The organism is Planococcus sp. A6, assembly GCF_028823615.1.
Lineage (GTDB): Bacteria > Bacillota > Bacilli > Bacillales_A > Planococcaceae > Planococcus.
On the sequence record NZ_JAPEHT010000027.1, the window covers coordinates 12,891 to 32,462 of the forward strand.

The following is a 19,572-nucleotide window of genomic DNA, read 5'->3' on the forward strand; positions in this document are numbered from 1 at the left end:
CTTGAAGCTTAAAGGCGTATTATTTTTTTACATCAAAGAAATCCGGAAGCTCGCTCGCTTTCATCGGAAACTCCGCTTTACGCTTGTCGACAAAGGATTGAATGCCTTCATCCGCATCAGCATTTTGCCCCGCCCAGTGGAGGAACTTCGATTCCGCGAGATGCGACTCATGCGGATGATCCGTGCCAAGCATCTTCCATAATAATTGGCGCGTAAAGCTATTGGATGTGGCGGCGGTATTTTGCGGTATTTTCTGCAATATCCCGTGCGATTTCATATGCTTTTTCAAGCGGATCTTCCGATTCATATTGCATGAGCCCCGCCTCCACCGCTTCAGCCGTCGGGATGTAGCGCCCCGTCAGTGTCCATTCGAGTGCTTTTCCGATGCCGACGATGCGCGGCAAAAACCAGCCGGAGGAAGCTTCCGGGCCGATGCCGCGGCGTCCGAAGACGAAGCCGATTTTCGCATCTTTTTTGACGATGCGGATATCCATCGGCAAAGTCATGGTCATGCCGATGCCGACCGCAGGACCGTTGATGGCGGCAATGATCGGTTTTTTCACTTCATAGACTTGGTTGCTGACCTGCCCGCCGAGGTCACGGTATTCTTCCGCGCTTTGTTCGGAAGCGAATGTCGAGCCGCCGTCCGATAAGTCCATCCCAGCGCAAAACGCCCGCCCAGCACCGGTCACGACAATGACGCGCACTTCGTCGTCAGCATCCACATTGCGGTAGAAATCCAATAATTCTTCGTTCATTTGTTCCGTATAGGCGTTCATTTTTTCAGGGCGATTCAAGGTCAATGTCAGAATCCCGTCCGATAATTCGGTTTTAATGGTTTCGTACAAGCGCATTCACTCCCTCTTCATATTCCCGCTCCAGCTGCTCGACAGCTTCCTTGACCGTCTCGCGCTTCGTCACCGTTGTCACGCCGTGTCCCGCCGACCAAATATCACGCCATGCCTTGGCATTGACGAGATGAGACAAATCGACTTCTGTTTTCGGCTTTAAGGTTTTCGGATCGATGCCTTGTTTTTCAAGACTCGGGATGAGGACGTTCACCGGAACGCCGCTGAACGAATCGGTATAAAGAATGTCTTCGATCGAGGAATCGATGACCATCTGTTTATACTCTTCGGGTGCGCTGCTTTCTTCTACCGCCAAAAAGCGCGTACCCATATAGGCATAATCTGCGCCCATTAATAAAGCAGCTGCCACATCTTGCCCGGTCGACAAAGAACCCGACAGGATGATGGTGCCGTCAAAGAACTTCTTGACCGCCGCAATGAAAGCGAACGGATTGAGCGTGCCCCCGTGCCCGCCAGCGCCTGCGCACACAAGGATCAATCCATCGACGCCGCTTTGTGCCGCTTTCTTCGCATGCTTCGCATTTGCTACATCTGAATAGACGAGGCCGCCGTATGCGTGGACGATTTCGAGCACTTCTGCAGGCGAGCCAAGCGACGTGATGACAATCGGCGGCTGATGCTCACGGATCAATTCCACGTCTTCGTCATAGCGCTTGTTCGAACCACGGTGGCTGATGAAATTGACAGCCCACGGAATATCGCCAAGCGCTTCTTTCACTTCAACGAGCCATTTTGCACATTCTTCAGCGGGGCGCGCATTCAATAGAGGAAACGAGCCGATGACGCCGGCACGCCCTGATTCAATGACCATTTGAGGCGTCGATACAAGAAACATCGGCGCCACGATAACCGGCAGCTTAGGCATGTTCAATCACCACCGCAATTCCCTGTCCGCCGCCGATGCATAGGCTCGCGACTGCATATTTCCCGCCGCGGCGCTTCAATTCATAAGCCGCTGACAGCAAGATACGTGCGCCGCTCGCACCGACCGGATGGCCAAGCGCAATCGCCCCGCCGTTGACGTTCACTTTCGAACGATCCAGCCCGAGCTCTTTCTCCACCGCCAAATATTGCGCCGCGAACGCTTCATTCACTTCGACCAAATCGATGTCATCAATCGTCAGTTCCGCTTTTTCCAGCGCACGGCGGATGGCAGGGACCGGGCCAATGCCCATGATTGTCGGGTCGACGCCGGCGACATGCCAAGACACGATGCGGGCGACAGGCGATAAGGCATGCTTTTTGACTGCATCTTCCCCTGCCACTACAAGAGACGCCGCCCCGTCATTGATGCCTGAAGCATTGCCCGCTGTTACGGAGCCGTCTTTCTTGAATGACGGGCGCAGTTTCGACAAACCCTCCGTATTGGCATCCGGTTTGATGTGTTCATCTTTGTCGACTACAACCGTGCCTTTACGGGTTTTCACTTCGACTCCGACGATTTCTTCATCAAACTGTCCGCCAGTTGCCGCTTTAGCTGCCCGCTGGTTCGATTCGACCGCAAATTCATCCTGGGCTTCACGGGAAATATCGTATTGCTCCGCCAGTTTTTCGGCCGTCATGCCCATGCCGCTGCCGGTATATTGGTCAGTCAGCGTCGCAAGCAGCATATCTTCAAACTGCATCGGCCCCATCTTTGCCTTACTGAAACGCTGCGCGAAATTCGCATAAGGCGACATCGACATATTCTCCGCACCGCCAGCCAAGACGATATCCGCTTCACCGAGCAGAATGTGCTGCGCTGCGGAAACGACTGCCTGCGCACCCGATCCGCAAAGCCGGTTCAATGTCAGGGCCGGCACTTCTTGGGGAACACCTGCATTCAGCCCGATATGGCGTGCCAGGTAAGCTGCATTGACATTCGACTGGATAACATTCCCGTAAATGACGTGATCTACATCTTCCGCTTTGACATTCGCTCTTTTAAGCGCTTCCACCGCTGTCGCCGTGCCAAGTTCTGTCGCATCGGTATTCGCAAATGACCCGCCAAAAGCCCCGAATGCCGTTCTTGCACCATCTACTAGATATACATGTTTCATGTCCATTTCTCCTTTTCACGCCCACTCTGAAAGGGCTTACATATTTTTGTTTCACTTGTCAGAAAATTTAATTTTCCATTCAATCATACCGTCCAGTATGTGCTTTTGCAAAAATATTTTACCTTCTATTTAAAATTCAACGCTTTGTTTAATTTAATTGGCGGATCACCAGAAAAAGAAGACCCATGACGAGTCTTCTTCTATATCTTAAGGAAGCAATACCAGTTTCCCTGTACTTTTCCGGCTTTCCATAAGTACATGTGCTTGCGCTGCCTGTTCGAGCGGATAGCGCCCGGTAATCGAGACGTTCAGTTTGCGCTGTTCAAGCAGTTTGCTGATTGTGGCTTCTGCATTCTTCAAAAACCCTGGACGCTGCTTGCGATAGGTGCCAGTGCTATAACCGAGCACCGCCCGGCAACTTGAATGAAGTTCGTCTGTTTTGACATTGCCCGGAACAGAGCCTTCATTGGCATGGCCGAATGTCACAATGCGGCCGAACGGTGCCAGAACCTCAAGACTGCGCTCGAAATTTTCACCAGCAATTGTATCCAGGATGACGTCCACACCCTTGCCGTCCGTCAGTTCAGCGACCACTTCTGCGAAGTTTTGCTCGCGGTAGTTGATTGCAATCGCGCCAAGGTCTTCTACCACTTTCTTTTTCTCTTCGCTGCCGACCGTCCCATAGATTTCCGAGACGCCGGCAAGTTTCGCTAATTGGATCGCGGTCGTGCCGATGCCGCCTGCCGCTGCATGGATCAAGACCGATTCACCTGGCTGTATCCGGGCGACTTCATGTAGCACATTATAGGCAGTGATGCCGACAGTCAAAGTCGCTGCCGCTTCTTCGAAAGAGACGCTGTCCGGAATCTTGTAGACAAGCTGGTCAGAGGCGACGACATATTCCGCGTAGGACCCGGAAGCCGGGAATGCACGCACACGGTCACCTGCAGACAAGCCGGTCACTGCGCTCCCCGTTTCTTCGACGATGCCCGCGCAATCCAGCCCCGGCGTGAAAGGCTCGTTATTTGCCACGCCGTGATATTGTCCGAGGCGCGCCTTAATATCGGCAAAATTGACGCTGACCGCTTCGACTTTGATGAGCACTTCATGGTCTTTCGCTATTGGTTTTGGCACTTCCTGAAGCTTCAGCACTTCAGGAGGGCCGGTCGTTTCTGCAATGATCGCTTTCATGTGGACGCCCCTTTCATTAGAAAATCAACAGGCAGGCACCGATGACCAGACCGCCGTAAATCAAGGCGATCATCGTGTAGCCCATGATGTCGCGGATTTTCAAACCGGCAATCGCGAGCAGCGGAATCGCCCAGAATGGCTGGATCATATTCGTCCAGCTATCGCCCCAGGCTACAGCCATGACGATTTTTGCAGGATCGACGCCCATTTCGAGCGCTGCGGGAAGCATGATCGGCGCCTGGACCGCCCATTGGCCGCCGCCTGATGGGATAAAAATGTTCAAGATTCCTGCCGATAAGAAGGTGAAGAGCGGTAAAGTCGTTTCATTCGAAATATCAATGAAGAAATTCGACATCATGACAGCAAGCCCCGACGCTCCGAGCATGCCCATGATTCCTGCATAGAACGGATATTGCAACACGAACTGGCCGACGCTGCTGACGGATTTCAATAATCCTTCCGCCAGTTCACGGACATTGCTGAACATGAGAAGCGCGGCCGTCAGGAAAATCAAGTTGACGGTATTCAAATCGAGCGAGAAGCCATTCATATAGAAATGATTAATCAAATAACTTAAGCCGAGGAATCCGCCGATCAATGGAATGAGGCGCGATTTTTCGATTTTGTCATTCGGATAATCCTCATGATCTTGCGGCGCCTCTTCTGTGACCGGCTCTTCCAAACGTGCTGGATCCACCAGATAACGGTCTTTCGGGTTGCGTGGATGGATAAAGCGCATGACGAAAGGAAGCGTGAAGAACAAGATCACCACAATCGCGATATTCAATGCCGATAACAGCGTTTCCGATATGGGAACAATTCCGATATCCCCTTCAAACACATGCCCCGCAGTAGCGACAAAAAGTGCCGGGGAAGAAGATAATCCGCCTTCCCAGATTAAAAACCCTGAATATCCTGCAGCGACGAGCACACGGTAATCGACGTCACGCACTTTCTTTGCGACCAGCTTCGCAATAATTCCCGCAACGACCAAGCCGAATGCCCAGCTGATGAGAGATGCGCCAAGCGCCGTGAACGTCACCATCAAAATCGCGGAATTCGGTCCTTTAGGGATGCCGGCGATTTTCTCAAGCGCCTTCGAAACGGTCGGCGTCAAAGCCAGCGCATAACTCAATACGAAGGTCGTGATGATCTGGGCCGTGAAAGTTAAAAGGCCCCACATGCCGTCGCCCCAATGGCGCATCATATCGATCGGGCCAGAATCGGTGAAAAGCACCCCTGCAATGAATGCGATCGCCGTCAGCAATACCGCGAATACGAATGCATCCGGCAGCCATTTTTCGGCAATTTTGGCGAACACATTCGCTATTTTTGCGAGCGGATTGTTTTGCTGTTTCTCCAACACTGGATCTCTTTCCGTATTTCTTCCATTTGCCATCGTCTTTCCCCCCATTATCTAATTGGCGGTCCATCCGCCATCTACATAAAGAATTTGCCCCGTTACATAGCTCGATGCTTCCGACGCCAGGAATAAAGCAGGGCCGATCATCTCGCCTGCTTCACCCATGCGTTTCAGCATGGTTCTGCTGACCAATTTTTCCAGCCGTTCCGGATCCTGTAGAAACGGTTCTGTCATCGGTGTTTTAATATAAGCGGGTGCCAAGGCGTTGACGCGGATATTATGTTCAGCGAGTTCCGCTGCCCACACTTTCGTCAATTGATTGATCCCACCTTTGCTTGCCGCATAGCTCGTCTGGAGCGGATTGCCGACTTGCCCCATAATGGATGAAATATTGATGATGCAGCCTCCTTTTTGGCCGATCATCCGCTTTGCTGCTTGCTGGCCGACCAAGAAGATGCCTTTCAAATTGGTACCGAGCACCCGGTCCCAGTCTTCTTCCTCCACTTCCACCAAAGGTTTACGGATGTTCATTCCGGCATTATTGACGAGAATGTCCACTCCACCGAAATCGGCATCGATGAATTCGAATAACTCAGCGACGGCTTGTTTGGATGTCACATCCGCCGATTTCCAGGAAACATCAAGGTTTCGGCTATTCATTTCGTCTGCCGCTTCCTTGAGCACTGTTTCATCGCGTCCGGTAATGAGCACTTTAGCACCGGCATGGGCGAGCCCAGCTGCAATCGCCAGGCCAATTCCTTTGCTGCCACCGGTAATGAGCGCTTTTTTTCCAGTCAGGTCGAAACTTGGATAAGTAAATTCCTCCACGCTTATCTCCCTCTCCATTTATAGAAATATTCCGCCAATTAATTGTGCAGTCATGCCAATTCAAAGCTTCCGACGAGTTTTCCCGTTCCGGAAGCGTCCTTGATCTGCAGTTCCCCAGCATTGTCTGTTGTCAGCATTCCTTCGATGATGAATGCTTCACCTGCATGCGCCATCCCGACAAAACGCACGGTGAATTTACTCAGCTTCCTTCCCGGAAACCACTCATCCAGTGCATCTGCAGCCCAGCCCATCAATAACATGCCGTGGACGATCGGTTCCTTGAACCCTTTACTGCGGGCAACTTTCGGAACCGTATGGATTTCATTAAAATCGCCTGAAGCACCCGAATAACGCACCATGTCAATCGGTGCAAGTGCTTTCTTATGAATGTCCGGCAATTTCTGCGCCATGCTGTTCCCGCCTTTCGATTAAAGTTGCCCGCCCGATGCGAACCACTTCATTTTCTTGATTGCGGTATGTCGTTTCAATCTGATAAAATCGTTTGTCTTTTTTATCGAATCGATCAGTCAGCACGGACTTTGCTGAAATAACATCCCCGCTGATGATGTCTTTTTCGTATTCGAAACTTTGCTCGCCGTGCAGTATGTCATTTGGGTCCAATCCCCAAACCTTGAATAATTGATAAAAATCCCGTTCGTTCCAGAAATCGATGACTGTCGTGTATGTAGGCGGAGCCGGGATATCCCGATACCCTGCATCCAATGCTGCTTCTTTGCTGAAATAAACCGGATTCCTTAAACCGAGAGCCAACGCGAACTCCCGGATTTTTCCCGCTTCTACGCGGAACGGCGCGTAATGAAATTCCTGATTCATCCATTTTCCCTCCTCATCCCGGCATTCCGCTTCACTTCATCAAGTGAGAAGAACTTCCACGATTTCTTGTTATAACACTTCGCCCCTGCGCGTCCGGTTCGCCATATCGATCAAGTTCGCGACTGCCTTATTCAAATGTCGGAAACGCTCATCTTCAATTTCCCCGTTTTTCCAACGATAGTAAATCTGCTGCAAAATCCCGGCCAGCTTGTAAAACCCGAACGCTAGGTAATAGTTGATATTCGACACATCGCGCCCGCTTTGCTTTGCGTATTCGTCCACGAACTCCTTGCGGCTGTAGAAGCCTGGCTGGCTCGAGATGATGTTTATGCCGATATCCGCATCTTCCGCCTGGCCCCAGTAGGCTAAAGTCGAGCCGACATCGCTCAGCGGATCGCCGATTGTCGACAATTCCCAATCAAGAACGCCCGTCGCAAGCCCTGGGCTTTCTTCGTCAATCACCATATTGTTCAATTTAAAATCGTTATGGACGATTGTGGTTTCTTCATTAACAGGGATATTCGCCGTAAGCCATTGCTCCAGCTCTTCAAGCCCTTCGACATCATCGGTTTTGGAGTGATGATAGCGTTTGATCCAGCCTTTCACTTGGCGCTCCATGAATCCTTCCGGTTTGCCCATCTCGGCGAGGCCGGCTTCTTTGTAGTCGATTGCCTGCAGTTGGACCAATGTCGAGATGACATTCTTCGAAATAATCGGTCCTGCTTGTTCCGGGCTTCCGTATACTTCCGGAAGTTCTTCATCGATGACAAGCCCCTGTTTTTTCTCCATGACGTAAAAATGCTTGTCCATCACTTCGGGATCTTCACAATACACATATGGTTCAGGTGCCAGCGGGAACACTGGATGCACTTTTTCGAGCATCTTGAATTCGCGTTCCATATCATGCGCTTTGGGCGGAATCTCACCAAACGGCGGACGTCTCAAAACGCCTTCCCAGTCCCCGATCTGCAGGAGATAAGTCAAGTTAGAATAGCCTTCAGAAAATTGGCGGACCCTCATCTCGCCTTCTGGCAACTGGGGAAGCGCATTGCGCAGGAAACGTTCGACTTTTGTCCAATCTACTTCCTGTGTTTTCTTCGTTTTCGGTGTTGCATCGCTCATATTGATGCCCTCCATGTCATTCGTATTTAAAGAATCCTTCTCCCGACTTTCTGCCGAGCTTGCCGGCGCGCACGTATTGTTTCATCAAAGGCGCCGGTCTGTATTTCGAGTCTTTCGTTTCTTCGTAAAGTGTCTCAGCCACAAACAGCATCGTATCGAGCCCGATCAAATCAGCCAATGCTAGCGGGCCGATTGGATGGTTTGCGCCGAGTTCCATGCCCTTGTCGATATCTTCCGCTGATGCGATGCCCTCCATCAACACAAAGACCGCTTCGTTGATCATCGGCGTCAGCTTCCTTCACGGAAATCGCGGTCTTGTTGAAGCGCTGCGCAATTTCATGCGCCCGCTCAAAGGTTTCGTCGCTCGTCTGTTCAGCACGAATGATTTCGACCAGTTTCATGATCGGCACCGGGTTGAAGAAATGCATGCCGACGACTTGTGCGCTGCGGCCCGAGCTTGCAGCCATTTCTGTAATGCTGAGGCCTGATGTGTTCGTCGCGAAAATCGTTTTCGCTTGGCAGATGCGATCGAGCTTTTCGAATAATTCCTTTTTCGGCTCAAGTTTTTCGATGATCGCTTCGATGACGATATCCATCTCTTTTAAGTCATTGATCTCCGTGCTGGGGCGGATCCGATTCCATACGCTTTCACGTTGCTCTTCGGTCATGCGCCCTTTTTCGACATTGCGGCGCAGCGTTTTGTCGATGCGCTGCATTCCGCGTTCCAGGCCAGCCGGATCGAGGTCGTATAAAATGACGTCCATGCCGCCTTCTGCACCGACTTGCGCGATCCCGTTCCCCATTGTGCCTGCGCCGATTACTGCCAATCGCTCCATTTGTTCATCCCCCTCATCATTTCCCTGTGAAATTCGGTTTGCGTTTTTCAATGAAGGCTTGAACGCCTTCATCCATGTCTTCCGTGCCGACTAGCTTCGCGAACATCCGCGTTTCCAAAAACTGTGCTTCGGATAGAGGCAAATCAATGCCCTCATCAATCGCTTCTTTTGCAAAGGTGACTGCAAGCGGCCCTTTTCCGGCAATTTGTTCCGCCAATGCATAAGCTGTTTCAAACGCTCTCCCTTCTGGCACCACCCGCTCAACGAGTTTCGCTTCGTAAGCTTCCTGTCCATTGAGCCAAACTCCCGCGAGGACAAGTTCCTTGGCTTTGCCGGGTCCGACCAGACGGGAAAGCCGCTGTGTTCCGCCGTACCCTGGCAATATGCCAAGACCCGTTTCAGGCAGCCCGAATTTTGCGTTTTGTTCGGCAATGCGTATGTCGCAGGCAAGTGCCAGTTCCAACCCTGCACCAAGCGCTAAGCCATGAACTGCGCAGATGACAGGGGCTTTCCCTTCCGTCAGCTTGTCGAAAATCCGTTTTCCCTTTTCCAGCAATTCGATGCCACCCATTTTAGTCAGTTCCGGAAATTGGCTGATGTCTGCACCGGCAGCAAATGCCTTGGCACTTGCCGAGCGCAGCACGACCGCCCGCATCTCTGTTTCCTGCAACGCGTCGATCGCTTGTTCCAACTGTTCCAAAACCGCATCGCCCAGTACATTGAGCGGCTGATGGTCCAGTGTCACCACCGCGATAGAATCATTTGTTTCCAGATGTACAGCATCCCAATGCTTCACCATAGGGTTCCTCCTTTATTCAGCATTTCTCACTTGATCGCGCTCTTTGACGATCATGCCGTCTTCATAGACCGGCACCACATCCAGCTTTTCGTGATGGCGGATGACGAACTCTGCCGCTTCAGGAAAATTAAAGCGCTTGAGCAAATCCGCCGTTTCACTGTCCAGCAATTCGTTGAAGCCTTCCGCATAAGAATTGCGGTACGCTTTTTGGGCAAGCTTCGCAGCATCCGATAGCTCATAGCCTCCCCACCGCGCCAGATGTTCGACCAGTTGGCCGGCACCGATAAAATCTTCCATCGAGAAACGGTCATCATTTCCTGAACAGACGAGCACAATCGATGAGCCATCCTGTTCCTGGTGGATGCGTTCAGCTACACGGTGCCCATTCACCAACGAGGAGATGTACAATCGCTTAGCATCTTTCGCTTTTTCGATGGCAATCGTGCCATTCGTTGAACAAATGATGGCTGCTTTCCGCTCCGGACTGTATTTGAGTGCGCATGGATCAGGATAATCAAAGCCCTCGAGCCCTTCGCCTTTCGACTCGCCGAGCAATAGATGCTCGTTCTCCTGCAACTTCGACAGTTCGAGTGCCCGCTCGCTTCCGAGAACCGCATGCACTGGCTCGTAATTACGATCCAATAGGAAAATGATTGTCGACGTTGCCAGGAACACATCGATCACTGCAGCTGTGCATCCTGCAAGCCGCTCTTCCCTCACTGCTTCCTTTTGGGTAATAACGTGTATTTTTCTCATTCCATCAATTCCTTCAAATCAGGATGTTTTCATCAGCATTTTCAATAACAGATCAGCGTAGATTTCTTCTACATCTTCCGGCGTATACTTGCCATCAGGTGAATACCACACTTGAATCCAGTTGGTCGCCCCCAAAATGATCATGCGCGCCATTTTCTTCTCGGGCACTTCAAATTCTCCGCGTTCGGCGCCTTCGTCGATGATCCGATCGAACAACTCCGCATATGCATCGCGTTTTTCGATAATTTCTGGAATATTGTCCTCGGAAAAAGTCGTTTCGGGTTTGACAATCAAGTTGAAAACTTCTTTTTCGCGGATTGCCACTTCAATGTGATGGCGCAAAGCCATGCGCATCTTCTCAACAGACGATACCTCCGCCTGAACAATGTCTTCCATCTTTTCTTTCGCTTCCGTCAAGATCAAGTCGTGGCACCGGTACAATAATTCTTCCTTGTTCTTGAAGTAATAATAGAGCGCCCCTTTTGTCATCAATAATTCCGCGGCAATGTCTTCCATCGTTGCATTATGATAGCCCTGCCGTGAAATGACCAAACTGGCTGAACGAAGGATATCCTCCCGTTTCTTTGCTGCTTTTCGTTCCCGTAGATTCATTCCACTCCCTCATTTACTGTTTGATTAGAGATCCTCCACTGGCCCTTTCGGTTCTTCCATCAATAGGCTCGGTTTCTTCTCCAGTACATTTCGAATCAGGATAAACAGGTTTTCGACGACAATCATTCCAAACGCAATCGGAATCAAGAAGAAAAACGGATACAGCGGATACAATGTTCCTGCCGCCGGGAACGCAATTTCCCGCTCGAGCCCGTCCATCGCATAAGCCCAGCTGAACTGCACGATTAGCACCAGAACGAAAAGCTCCAGCAAAATCATCAGCAGGATGATCGCTTTTTGCATCCCGGCCCCGAAACGGTCGAGAAGTAAATCCATCTTCGGCAAAACACCCGACGAATAAACATACGCGAGACCGGGGAATACGACGAGGGGCATCATGTAATTCTGGATGATTTCAAACCCTCCGCGGATCGAACTCGAGAACAGCGTCCGCATCACCACATCGTAGACAATCAATAACATCATCGCTACAACCGCGATGCCGCTGATCCAAATGCCGATAAGCTTTAAATAGTGAAAAAGCCGATACGCTTTCCATACACCTTTCATCATGCTTCCCTCCTTTTGCTACATTGAATTCGGCAGCCAAGTGGCAAGCCCCGGGAATGCGATCATCAATCCTGTCACGACCACCATCGCCACCAAAGCAAAGACAGTCGTCAAACGGAAAATCGAACCTGAGTTGATGCCGCTGACACCGGCGACCGCATAGACGCTTAACCCCACCGGAGGCGTGATCAAGCCGATTGTACAAATGACTGAAACAAATACACCGAACCATAGAATATCGACTTGCAGTTCCTGAATGATCGGTAGAACGACCGGAATCGACATCAAAATGACCGCTGCGCCTTCGATGAACATGAACATGATGAACAAGACGATGGAAATGACAATCAGAACAAGAACCGGTGTGTCCATGATCGGTTCGATCAATTCAATCAAACGTCTCGGCAGCAAGGACAAGGAAACAAAGCGTCCGAAGATCTGCGCGCCGATCATGATGATCATGACCATCCCTGTCAGTTTCACCGTCTCAATCAAAGAGGTTTTAAAGAACGCAAAATTGACTTTCCCCAATAAAAATGCGGCAATCAAACCGACGAACGCTCCGACAGCACCCGCTTCCGTCGGCGTGAAGACACCTGAATAAATGCCCCCGAAAATGATGAATACAATCGCAACGGCAATGATACTGGCGATGATCAAGCGAATGACCGGCACCTTTTCTTCCGTTACCGTTTCCTCGAACATTTCTTCCTGTGTCGCCTGTTGCTTCTTTTTGCCCAATTGGAAATAGACGAGCATGACAGCGATAAACACCAACATCGTCAAAATCCCTGGGATGAATGCACCGACGAACAGGCTTCCGACCGGTGTTTCAGTAGCGACCCCGTAAAGGATCAAGATAATACTCGGCGGGATGATTCCTGAGAGCGACCCGCCGGAAGCGGCGACTGCCCCGGCGAGCGGCGCACTATACCCATGCTTGCGAAGTTCCGGAATGGCAACTTGTCCAAGTGATGCGGAAGTAGCTGTACCCGATCCAGAAACCGCCCCCAACAGCCCTCCGATAATCAAGGTCAACACGCCGAGTAGGCTGTTCTTTCCTTTCGACACTTTATGGACCATATAAAAGATGTCCTGGACGAGCCCCGATTGCAGGATGAATTGTGCCATTAACACAAACAACGGGATGGTCGTCAAAGTATAACTGGCCACGCGGTTGAACGGTTCGTTGCCGAGAAGACCGGGCAGAATGCCGAACCCTTCCAAAAGAATCAGCCCGATAATGCCGCTCGCCAGCAATACGGAGTGGATATACAGCCCCGCCAGCAGCAAAACGATCATCATGGCCAAAATGATTCCAATAACCAGTAAATTGTCCATTCTCTGGCCTCCTTGCCTCCATTATGAAAAAAGAGGATGAGCGACACCTCAATGCGCTATCCTCTTCTTGCTTGTTTATTCCAAATTCATGACCGCTTCTGGCACTTCTCCGCCTTCTTCAATCAAGAGATCTCTCCACATTTTGACTACTTCATTGCCCGGCAACCCATTATCTTCCAGGAGTTTCGCGTAATCTGTCCATGTATCTTCAATGCCTGTATTGAAGTGATCTTGCACTTCCTGGTCCAATTCACTGAACTCGACGAACTTCCCGCCGTTTTCTTCATTTTCAGGAATGATCGCTTCAGCACGGTCCATCCATTCTTGGGCACCGGCTTCGAAAATGTCTTCATTGGCTTGAGTCATCGCTTCCTGGACATTTTCCGGGAGTTCATCCCATCTGCTTTGGCTCATGCCGATAAATGCATTGAAATGGCCGAAGTTGATGCCCGTGACCGTATAGCGGAACAAATCCTGGAAGCCGTATCCTGTCCAGTCGGCGATGCTGTAGAATGCGCCTTCAAACGTGCCGCGGCTGAGGGCGTCGTAGATTTCGACAGCTGGCATGGTCACGCTATTGATTCCGGTTTTCGCGGCATACATTTCATGGATGCGGGAAGGTGTGCGAAGGGATGTTCCTTCGACATCGCTAACTGAATTGAATTCATGCCCTGTCGTGGAAATGGAATATTCCTGTGTCGTCGAAACTGGGAATACTTTGAAATCGCCAAATTGCATCTCCGTATACGTTTGCCCATCCGCCAATTCTTCTTCACTCTCCAGAAGCTTTTTCCAGGCGTTGGAAGCGATCATGGTATCGGAATGGTTGAGCGGCAACATCGTCACTTCGGCCATCGGGAATTGGTCCGGTTGATAGATCGGCAACACCAAAGCAACATCGACCGTCCCGCTTTGAAGGGCATCGCCTTCATCCGGAACCGAAACCAATTCTCCGCCAGTGAAAGTTTCAAATTGCACTTGGCCATCTGTCAATTCCTCGACCCGCTCCATCCAGGGAACCATCGAAGCTTCCCACCAGGCATGCTGCGCGCTTAATCCCGTGGCTGCGCGAAGTGTGATTGTTTCCCCTTCAGCGCCGCCCTCAGAATCTCCACCACCACATCCTGCAAGTAGAAGGGTCATTGCTGCACCTGCTGCTAAAAAACGAGAACCGTGTTTTTTCATAGAAAATACCTCCATCCGGTTTTTGTGCCGTGGCCGCATCTAGTGGTAACGCTTACATCATTTCCCTTGAAATTCAGGTTTGCGTTTCTCAAAGAAAGCAGCGATGCCTTCTTTATGGTCGTCGGTTTGGAGAAGCAGCGTCTGGATGAGATTTTCTTGCATGAATGCCGCTTCCTGCGGCAATTCATCCAAATGGTTGACCAGGTATTTGACGTATTTATTGCTGATGGCTGGACCGACAGCGAGAAATTCCGCAAATTCCATAGCGGCCTGGCCGACATCCCCGCTCGAGATGCGATTGATCAAGCCGTGATCTTGCGCTTCTTGTGCGCTGACCACTTTTGCGGAGGCGATCCATTCCTTGGCGAGCGGCGGGCTGATTCGTTTGCGGAGCGCTTTGATGAGCCCGAGATCGGGAATCAACCCGATATTCGAAAAGCTCAAAGCGAATTTTGCGTCTTCGTCTGCCACGATGAAATCCGCAGCCAGCGCCAAGCTGAAACCTGCTCCTGCGGCATAGCCATGAACCGCGGCGATAATGGGTTTATCGCTGTCCATCAAAGCTTTCGATAAGTTCGAGACAAAATCGATCCATTCAGCGACTTCGTGCGCATTGCCCAATGACTTCATCGAGGCAATGTCGCCCCCTGCAGAAAATGCTTTCCCTTCCCCTGATAGGACGATGGCTCTGACAGCTGGATCTCCTTCTAATCGCTTGAGCGCTGCGAGCATTTCTTCGACCATCTCCCGCGATAAGGCGTTCAGTTTATCCGGCCGGTTCATGTGGAGCTTTGCGATCGCTCCGTTCACTTCTGTCTGGACAAGATTTCCCATAGGCTTTCCCCCTTTATGGTGTAACTACTAATTTCCCATATGTTTTTCGGCTGCCGAGCTGATCGAGTGCGTCGACGACTTCATCGAAGGCGAATTCTTTATAGATGAGCGGCTTGATGGCTCCTTCTTTATACAGTGCCATCAACTCATGATGGGCTTTCATCACTTGGTCCGGCATCAAATTGCGGAACAAGCCGAAATGGACGCCGACAATCGAGTAATTTTTGATCAAGGCATGGTTGGTCGGTGCATCGGCGATTCGCCCTCCGGCAAAACCGATAACCAAGATACGCCCTTCAAAAGCGATGCATTTTCTTGAACGGTCGAAGGTATCGCCGCCGACCGGATCGAAAATGACATCCGCTCCTTTGCCGCCGGTCGCTTCTTTCACTTTCGGGACGAAATCCTCTTCACGGTAATTGATGACGATATCCGCTCCAAGTTCTTTGCATACCGCAAGCTTATCCGCGCTTCCGGCAGTCGCGATGACAGTAGCGCCTGCTGCTTTTCCTAGCTGGACCGCAGCGGACCCGACACCCCCTGATGCGGCATGGACCAGCAATACTTCGCCTTTTTTTAAATGGCCTGAGCGATGCAAGGCGAAATAAGCCGTTTGGTACGTAATGAATAGCGCTGCCGCTTCCGCATACGAAAGTTCATCCGGAATCGGGAAAATCCCTTCTTGTTTGACGACTGCCCATTCGGCGAGGCCGCCGCTTGGCAGCATTGGCGTCGCGAGAACGCGCTGCCCGATTTCGCCCTGCGTGCCTTCACCGAGCGCTTCGATCGTTCCGGCAATCTCCGCTCCTGGCGTAAAGGGCAGTTCCGGACGTTCCTGATATTTTCCTTGGCATTGCAGAATATCGAAGAAATTGAGCGCTGCCGCTTCCACTTTGATGAGCGCTTCGCCCGCGCCTGGGCTTGGCTTCGGCAATTCTGCAACGGCTAAAGCCTGTTCCGGGTCGCCGAGCTCTGTCACTTGCCACGCTTTCACTGTCATCACTCCCATCCGCTTTGTTTGCAAACTGTTATTGCCGTGCTTCATTCGCTTTCAATTGCTCACGCAGTTCAAGGCGCCCAACATCGCGCAAGTGGACTTGGTCCGGCCCATCGACAAGACGCAGTGTTCGTGCGTTTGCGTAATGTTCTGCGAGCGGGAAATCTTCTGTCAGCCCGGCTCCGCCGAATACTTGCATCGCCCGGTCGATGACATTGATCGATACGCGCGGAGCGGAGATTTTAATCATGGCGATTTCTTTGCGTGCGGCTTTCGCACCGTGTTCATCGATCTTGTGCGCTGCGTTCAAGGTCAAAAGCCGTGCCTGTTCGATTTCGATGCGGCTTTCGGCGATGATTTCCTTGATGACGTCTTTTTCCGCCAGTGTCGAACCGAAGGCGACGCGGCTTTCCGCCCGTCTGCACAATAATTCAAGCGCACGTTCGGCAGCGCCGATTGCACGCATACAGTGATGGATGCGTCCTGGCCCGAGACGGCCTTGTGCGATCTCGAATCCTCGTCCTTCGCCAAGCAGCATATTGCTCACCGGGACGCGGACATTTTCATAATGCACTTCCGCATGCCCTTGCGGCGCATCATCATAGCCGAACACAGTGAGCGGACGGACAATCTTGACGCCTGGCGTATCGAATGGCACAAGGATCATCGACTGCTGCTTGTGCTTTTCGGCATCGGGGTCGGTTTTCCCCATGACAATCGCGATGCTGCAGCGCGGGTCCATAGCGCCTGTCGTCCACCACTTCTTAGCGTTGATGACGTATTCATCGCCGTCACGGACGATGCTGCTTTGGATATTAGTTGCGTCGGATGAAGCGACATCCGGCTCCGTCATGGAAAAGCACGAGCGGATCTCGCCGTTCAATAAAGGCTCGAGCCATTGTTTTTTCTGCTCATCCGTGCCGTATTTCACGAACACTTCCATATTGCCGGTATCCGGTGCGTTGCAGTTGAAGATTTCCGGAGCGATGAGTGAACGTCCCATAATTTCACATAAATGGGAATACTCGTAATTCGATAAGCCTGCTCCGTATTCCGGATGGTCGAGAAAGAGGTTCCATAAGCCCTGCGCTTTCGCTTTTTGTTTCAGCTCTTCGATGATCGGCGGGATGGTCCAGCGGTCGCTTGTAGTTTCTTTGTATTCTTTTACTGTCTGTTCAGCCGGATAGACAAAGTCATCCATGAATTTCAGCAGTTCCTGGCGTAATTGTTCCGCTTTTGGCGATAATTCCTTAAGCATTTGATCGGCCCCCTGTTTCTTTTAATGTGTTTTTCAAGATCTTACCTGACGCATTGCGCGGCAGGCTTTCCATTAGCACAAACTGTTCCGGCACCTTGAATTTTGCGAGCGTCTTCTTGCAATGCGCCTGCAACTCCGTGAAATCTTCGGAATCCAGTTTCGGCCCGACGACAAACGCTTTCACTTTCTCGCCGAACACCGGGTCCGGTTCTCCAATGACAGCTGCCTCGACGACGTCCGGATGGCTTTTCAGCGCATCTTCCACTTCGATGGAGAAAATTTTCTCGCCGCCGCGGTTGATCATGTCTTTTTTGCGGTCACGGATATAGACATAGCCGTCGTCATCCATAATGCCGAGGTCTCCTGAATGCCAGTAGCCCTCAGTGAAGCTCGACTGATTGGCGGCCGGATTGTCCCAATATTCCTTGATGATCATCGGCCCTTTGATATACAATTCGCCGGATTCCCCGTTCGGCACAGTGCGTCCTTCCGGGTCGACGATTTTGATGTCCGCGACGTCGACCGGCAAACCGACCGATGTCACTTTCGATTCCGGATAACTCACCGGCATCAACGTGGCAGGAGATGTTGTTTCCGTCGCCCCGTACGCATTGTGGAGCTGTGCATTGGGGAACGCTTTTTTCAGCATTTGGAAGGTCTGCTGGTAAATCGGGGAACCGCCGAACGCCACTTTCTTCACAAATCCGAACGAATGCTGCTGGAATTCTTCGCTCGTCGACATCATGATGAAAATGGTCGGTACATTGAACAAAAAATTGATTTCGTGTTTCAAGATCAGCTCGATATAGCGTTCATTTTGATAGCGTTTCATACTGTAGACCGTGCCGCCGACATAAAACATATGGAGCAGTTGCCCGACCAGCCCTGTCACATGGAACATCGGGACAGCGACCAGCGTTTTCATCGAATCATCGGTCTCAAAGCGGTGTTTGTAATTCATCACGCTGTGCACTGCGTTGATATGCGCCAGCACTGCGCCTTTAGGCCGGCCGGTCGTCCCCGATGTATAGAGGATGAACGCGCCATCTTGTTCATCGACGTCCACTTGTTCAAATGCAGCCGACTCATCCAGCAATTGGCCATAGGAATTCTTGTCCCCGATGATAAAGAGTTCCGGTTGTTCCGTCTCCTGCAGCCCACTGTTTTGAGTGGCTTCTTTCACTTTTTCCGCATATTCTGTTTCCACAATCAAGAGCTTTGGCTTGGAATGGCCGATAATGTATTGCAGCTCTTCGACTTGCAGTTTGACATTGATCGGTACCATGATCGCCCCGGCCTTGGCACAAGCGAAGACGACGACTGGAAATTCAGCGCAGTTTCCGACCACCGCACCCACCCGGTCGCCCACTTGGATGCCGCGCTGCTGAAGATTGGCGGCAAGCGTGGTCGATTGCCCGTCAAGCTCCCGGTAGCTTAAAGTCTGTTGTTCCGTGACGACTGCCGGTTTTTCTCCGTAGCGCGCCACAGTATCTGTAAGCAATTGGCCGATTGTCGAAGGGCGCTGCGCAAACACCTTCACTTCTGCACGCCCAAAAAGTTCCATCGTTTCAATAGCTGCCAAACGAAAGCCTCCTTTTAAAGAAAATGTAAACCCTTACATCTTGTCTGGAAAAAATAAACTTTCCGGTCATTTATTAAACGTTGATTCAAAAAAAGTATACGTTTTAATATTTTGAATTACAAGTCAATATTTAAATTATTTTAAATATTCTTTTTATTAATTATCGCAAAAAAACTTCTGCCCGTTTTTGGACAGAAGTTGATTGGTTTATGGAATTATTTATACCAAGTCGACGTTGTGATAGACCTGCTGGACGTCTTCGAGGTCTTCGATGGCATCGACCATCTTTTCGAATTGCGCCTGGTCTTCTTCTGATAGCGGCAATTCATTCTGCGGGAGCATCGTCAATTCAGCGACCGTGAAGTCGGTGACGCCGTCCGCTTTGAACGCTTCTTGCACCAGGTGGAATTGATCCGGTTCTGCATAGACGATGACAGTGCCTTCTTCTTCGAGGATGTCGCGTACATCAATATCCGCTTCCATCAATAGCTCCAGCGCTTCGTCTGCTGACTTGCCTTCTACGCCGATAACCGCCGTGTGGTCGAACATATACGCT

21 protein-coding genes and 1 pseudogene are annotated in these 19,572 nt (G+C 51.0%); all 22 read right to left on the reverse strand.

The annotated features are described in order from the left end of the window. Positions 1 to 19 precede the first annotated feature (19 nt). Positions 20 to 259 (reverse strand): Clp protease/crotonase-like domain-containing protein, encoded by a 240-nt coding sequence (locus ON064_RS06045; protein ID WP_274624071.1) that lies wholly within the window; start codon positions 257 to 259, stop codon positions 20 to 22. Further along, on the reverse strand, positions 219 to 854 hold the full coding sequence (locus tag ON064_RS06050; protein WP_274624072.1) for an enoyl-CoA hydratase-related protein: 636 nt from the start codon (positions 852 to 854) through the stop codon (positions 219 to 221). Before ON064_RS06050 ends, ON064_RS06045 begins: the two co-directional genes overlap by 41 nt. After that, positions 832 to 1,734: an NAD(P)H-dependent flavin oxidoreductase gene (locus tag ON064_RS06055; protein ID WP_121298603.1), complete on the reverse strand. Its 903-nt coding sequence runs from the start codon at positions 1,732 to 1,734 to the stop codon at positions 832 to 834. The genes ON064_RS06050 and ON064_RS06055 overlap by 23 nt, the downstream gene beginning before the upstream one ends. Continuing rightward, positions 1,727 to 2,908, reverse strand: a complete 1,182-nt coding sequence (locus tag ON064_RS06060; RefSeq protein ID WP_274624073.1) for an acetyl-CoA C-acetyltransferase — start codon at positions 2,906 to 2,908, stop codon at positions 1,727 to 1,729. The genes ON064_RS06055 and ON064_RS06060 overlap by 8 nt, the downstream gene beginning before the upstream one ends. A 207-nt stretch (positions 2,909 to 3,115) precedes the next feature. Continuing rightward, on the reverse strand, positions 3,116 to 4,099 hold the full coding sequence (locus ON064_RS06065) for a quinone oxidoreductase family protein (RefSeq protein ID WP_274624074.1): 984 nt from the start codon (positions 4,097 to 4,099) through the stop codon (positions 3,116 to 3,118). Between the two features lie 16 nt (positions 4,100 to 4,115). Beyond that, entirely contained in the window at positions 4,116 to 5,498 is a 1,383-nt protein-coding gene (locus ON064_RS06070) for a short-chain fatty acid transporter (RefSeq protein ID WP_274624075.1), read from the reverse strand. A gap of 18 nt (positions 5,499 to 5,516) precedes the next feature. Beyond that, positions 5,517 to 6,290, reverse strand: coding sequence for an SDR family NAD(P)-dependent oxidoreductase (locus ON064_RS06075; protein WP_121298614.1), 774 nt, complete (start codon positions 6,288 to 6,290; stop codon positions 5,517 to 5,519). A 50-nt stretch (positions 6,291 to 6,340) separates the two neighbouring features. Continuing rightward, positions 6,341 to 6,700 carry a MaoC/PaaZ C-terminal domain-containing protein gene (locus tag ON064_RS06080; protein ID WP_274624076.1) on the reverse strand — a complete coding sequence of 120 codons (360 nt, stop codon included), beginning with the start codon at positions 6,698 to 6,700 and terminating at the stop codon, positions 6,341 to 6,343. Next, a complete protein-coding gene (locus ON064_RS06085) occupies positions 6,672 to 7,124 on the reverse strand; it encodes an FAS1-like dehydratase domain-containing protein (RefSeq protein ID WP_274624077.1) in 453 nt (150 codons plus the stop codon). The genes ON064_RS06080 and ON064_RS06085 overlap by 29 nt, the downstream gene beginning before the upstream one ends. A gap of 69 nt (positions 7,125 to 7,193) precedes the next feature. Next, positions 7,194 to 8,246 carry a phosphotransferase family protein gene (locus tag ON064_RS06090; protein ID WP_274624078.1) on the reverse strand — a complete coding sequence of 351 codons (1,053 nt, stop codon included), beginning with the start codon at positions 8,244 to 8,246 and terminating at the stop codon, positions 7,194 to 7,196. Between the two features lie 16 nt (positions 8,247 to 8,262). Then, positions 8,263 to 9,082, reverse strand: a pseudogene (locus ON064_RS06095) (3-hydroxyacyl-CoA dehydrogenase NAD-binding domain-containing protein). 16 nt (positions 9,083 to 9,098) lie between these two features. Then, positions 9,099 to 9,881, reverse strand: coding sequence for an enoyl-CoA hydratase/isomerase family protein (locus ON064_RS06100; protein WP_274624079.1), 783 nt, complete (start codon positions 9,879 to 9,881; stop codon positions 9,099 to 9,101). 12 nt (positions 9,882 to 9,893) lie between these two features. Continuing rightward, positions 9,894 to 10,637 (reverse strand): 2-phosphosulfolactate phosphatase, encoded by a 744-nt coding sequence (locus ON064_RS06105; protein ID WP_274624080.1) that lies wholly within the window; start codon positions 10,635 to 10,637, stop codon positions 9,894 to 9,896. A gap of 18 nt (positions 10,638 to 10,655) precedes the next feature. After that, a complete protein-coding gene (locus ON064_RS06110; protein ID WP_274624081.1) occupies positions 10,656 to 11,249 on the reverse strand; it encodes a TetR/AcrR family transcriptional regulator in 594 nt (197 codons plus the stop codon). Between the two features lie 24 nt (positions 11,250 to 11,273). Further along, on the reverse strand, positions 11,274 to 11,822 hold the full coding sequence (locus ON064_RS06115) for a TRAP transporter small permease (RefSeq protein WP_274624082.1): 549 nt from the start codon (positions 11,820 to 11,822) through the stop codon (positions 11,274 to 11,276). Positions 11,823 to 11,837: 15 nt separating this feature from the next. Beyond that, the gene (locus tag ON064_RS06120) at positions 11,838 to 13,160 is read right to left on the reverse strand and encodes a TRAP transporter large permease (RefSeq protein ID WP_274624083.1); all 1,323 of its coding nucleotides are present in this window, start codon (positions 13,158 to 13,160) and stop codon (positions 11,838 to 11,840) included. A 75-nt stretch (positions 13,161 to 13,235) separates the two neighbouring features. Next, entirely contained in the window at positions 13,236 to 14,345 is a 1,110-nt protein-coding gene (gene dctP / locus ON064_RS06125; RefSeq protein WP_274624084.1) for a TRAP transporter substrate-binding protein DctP, read from the reverse strand. Positions 14,346 to 14,402: 57 nt separating this feature from the next. Beyond that, the gene (locus tag ON064_RS06130; protein WP_274624085.1) at positions 14,403 to 15,179 is read right to left on the reverse strand and encodes an enoyl-CoA hydratase/isomerase family protein; all 777 of its coding nucleotides are present in this window, start codon (positions 15,177 to 15,179) and stop codon (positions 14,403 to 14,405) included. Between the two features lie 13 nt (positions 15,180 to 15,192). Next, positions 15,193 to 16,173, reverse strand: coding sequence for an NADPH:quinone oxidoreductase family protein (locus ON064_RS06135; protein WP_274624086.1), 981 nt, complete (start codon positions 16,171 to 16,173; stop codon positions 15,193 to 15,195). A gap of 34 nt (positions 16,174 to 16,207) precedes the next feature. Further along, a complete protein-coding gene (locus ON064_RS06140) occupies positions 16,208 to 17,434 on the reverse strand; it encodes an acyl-CoA dehydrogenase family protein (protein WP_274624087.1) in 1,227 nt (408 codons plus the stop codon). Further along, on the reverse strand, positions 17,427 to 19,016 hold the full coding sequence (locus tag ON064_RS06145) for a class I adenylate-forming enzyme family protein (protein ID WP_274624088.1): 1,590 nt from the start codon (positions 19,014 to 19,016) through the stop codon (positions 17,427 to 17,429). Before ON064_RS06145 ends, ON064_RS06140 begins: the two co-directional genes overlap by 8 nt. 219 nt (positions 19,017 to 19,235) lie before the next feature. Further along, the coding region (locus ON064_RS06150) for a YebC/PmpR family DNA-binding transcriptional regulator (RefSeq protein WP_274624089.1) at positions 19,236 to 19,572 on the reverse strand (337 nt) is incomplete at its 5' end.

Bases quoted from the DNA above. Each gene is read 5' to 3' on its own strand.
- ON064_RS06100 (WP_274624079.1), bottom strand. From the start codon at position 9,881: ATGGTGAAGCATTGGGATGCTGTACATCTGGAAACAAATGATTCTATC.
- ON064_RS06140 (WP_274624087.1), bottom strand. From the start codon at position 17,434: ATGCTTAAGGAATTATCGCCAAAAGCGGAACAATTACGCCAGGAACTG.
- ON064_RS06120 (WP_274624083.1), bottom strand. From the start codon at position 13,160: ATGGACAATTTACTGGTTATTGGAATCATTTTGGCCATGATGATCGTT.
- ON064_RS06065 (WP_274624074.1), bottom strand. From the start codon at position 4,099: ATGAAAGCGATCATTGCAGAAACGACCGGCCCTCCTGAAGTGCTGAAG.
- ON064_RS06085 (WP_274624077.1), bottom strand. From the start codon at position 7,124: ATGAATCAGGAATTTCATTACGCGCCGTTCCGCGTAGAAGCGGGAAAA.
- dctP (WP_274624084.1), bottom strand. From the start codon at position 14,345: ATGAAAAAACACGGTTCTCGTTTTTTAGCAGCAGGTGCAGCAATGACC.
- ON064_RS06130 (WP_274624085.1), bottom strand. From the start codon at position 15,179: ATGGGAAATCTTGTCCAGACAGAAGTGAACGGAGCGATCGCAAAGCTC.
- ON064_RS06110 (WP_274624081.1), bottom strand. From the start codon at position 11,249: ATGAATCTACGGGAACGAAAAGCAGCAAAGAAACGGGAGGATATCCTT.
- ON064_RS06080 (WP_274624076.1), bottom strand. From the start codon at position 6,700: ATGGCGCAGAAATTGCCGGACATTCATAAGAAAGCACTTGCACCGATT.
- ON064_RS06070 (WP_274624075.1), bottom strand. From the start codon at position 5,498: ATGGCAAATGGAAGAAATACGGAAAGAGATCCAGTGTTGGAGAAACAG.
- ON064_RS06115 (WP_274624082.1), bottom strand. From the start codon at position 11,822: ATGATGAAAGGTGTATGGAAAGCGTATCGGCTTTTTCACTATTTAAAG.
- ON064_RS06055 (WP_121298603.1), bottom strand. From the start codon at position 1,734: ATGCCTAAGCTGCCGGTTATCGTGGCGCCGATGTTTCTTGTATCGACG.
- ON064_RS06050 (WP_274624072.1), bottom strand. From the start codon at position 854: ATGCGCTTGTACGAAACCATTAAAACCGAATTATCGGACGGGATTCTG.
- ON064_RS06105 (WP_274624080.1), bottom strand. From the start codon at position 10,637: ATGAGAAAAATACACGTTATTACCCAAAAGGAAGCAGTGAGGGAAGAG.
- ON064_RS06090 (WP_274624078.1), bottom strand. From the start codon at position 8,246: ATGAGCGATGCAACACCGAAAACGAAGAAAACACAGGAAGTAGATTGG.
- ON064_RS06060 (WP_274624073.1), bottom strand. From the start codon at position 2,908: ATGAAACATGTATATCTAGTAGATGGTGCAAGAACGGCATTCGGGGCT.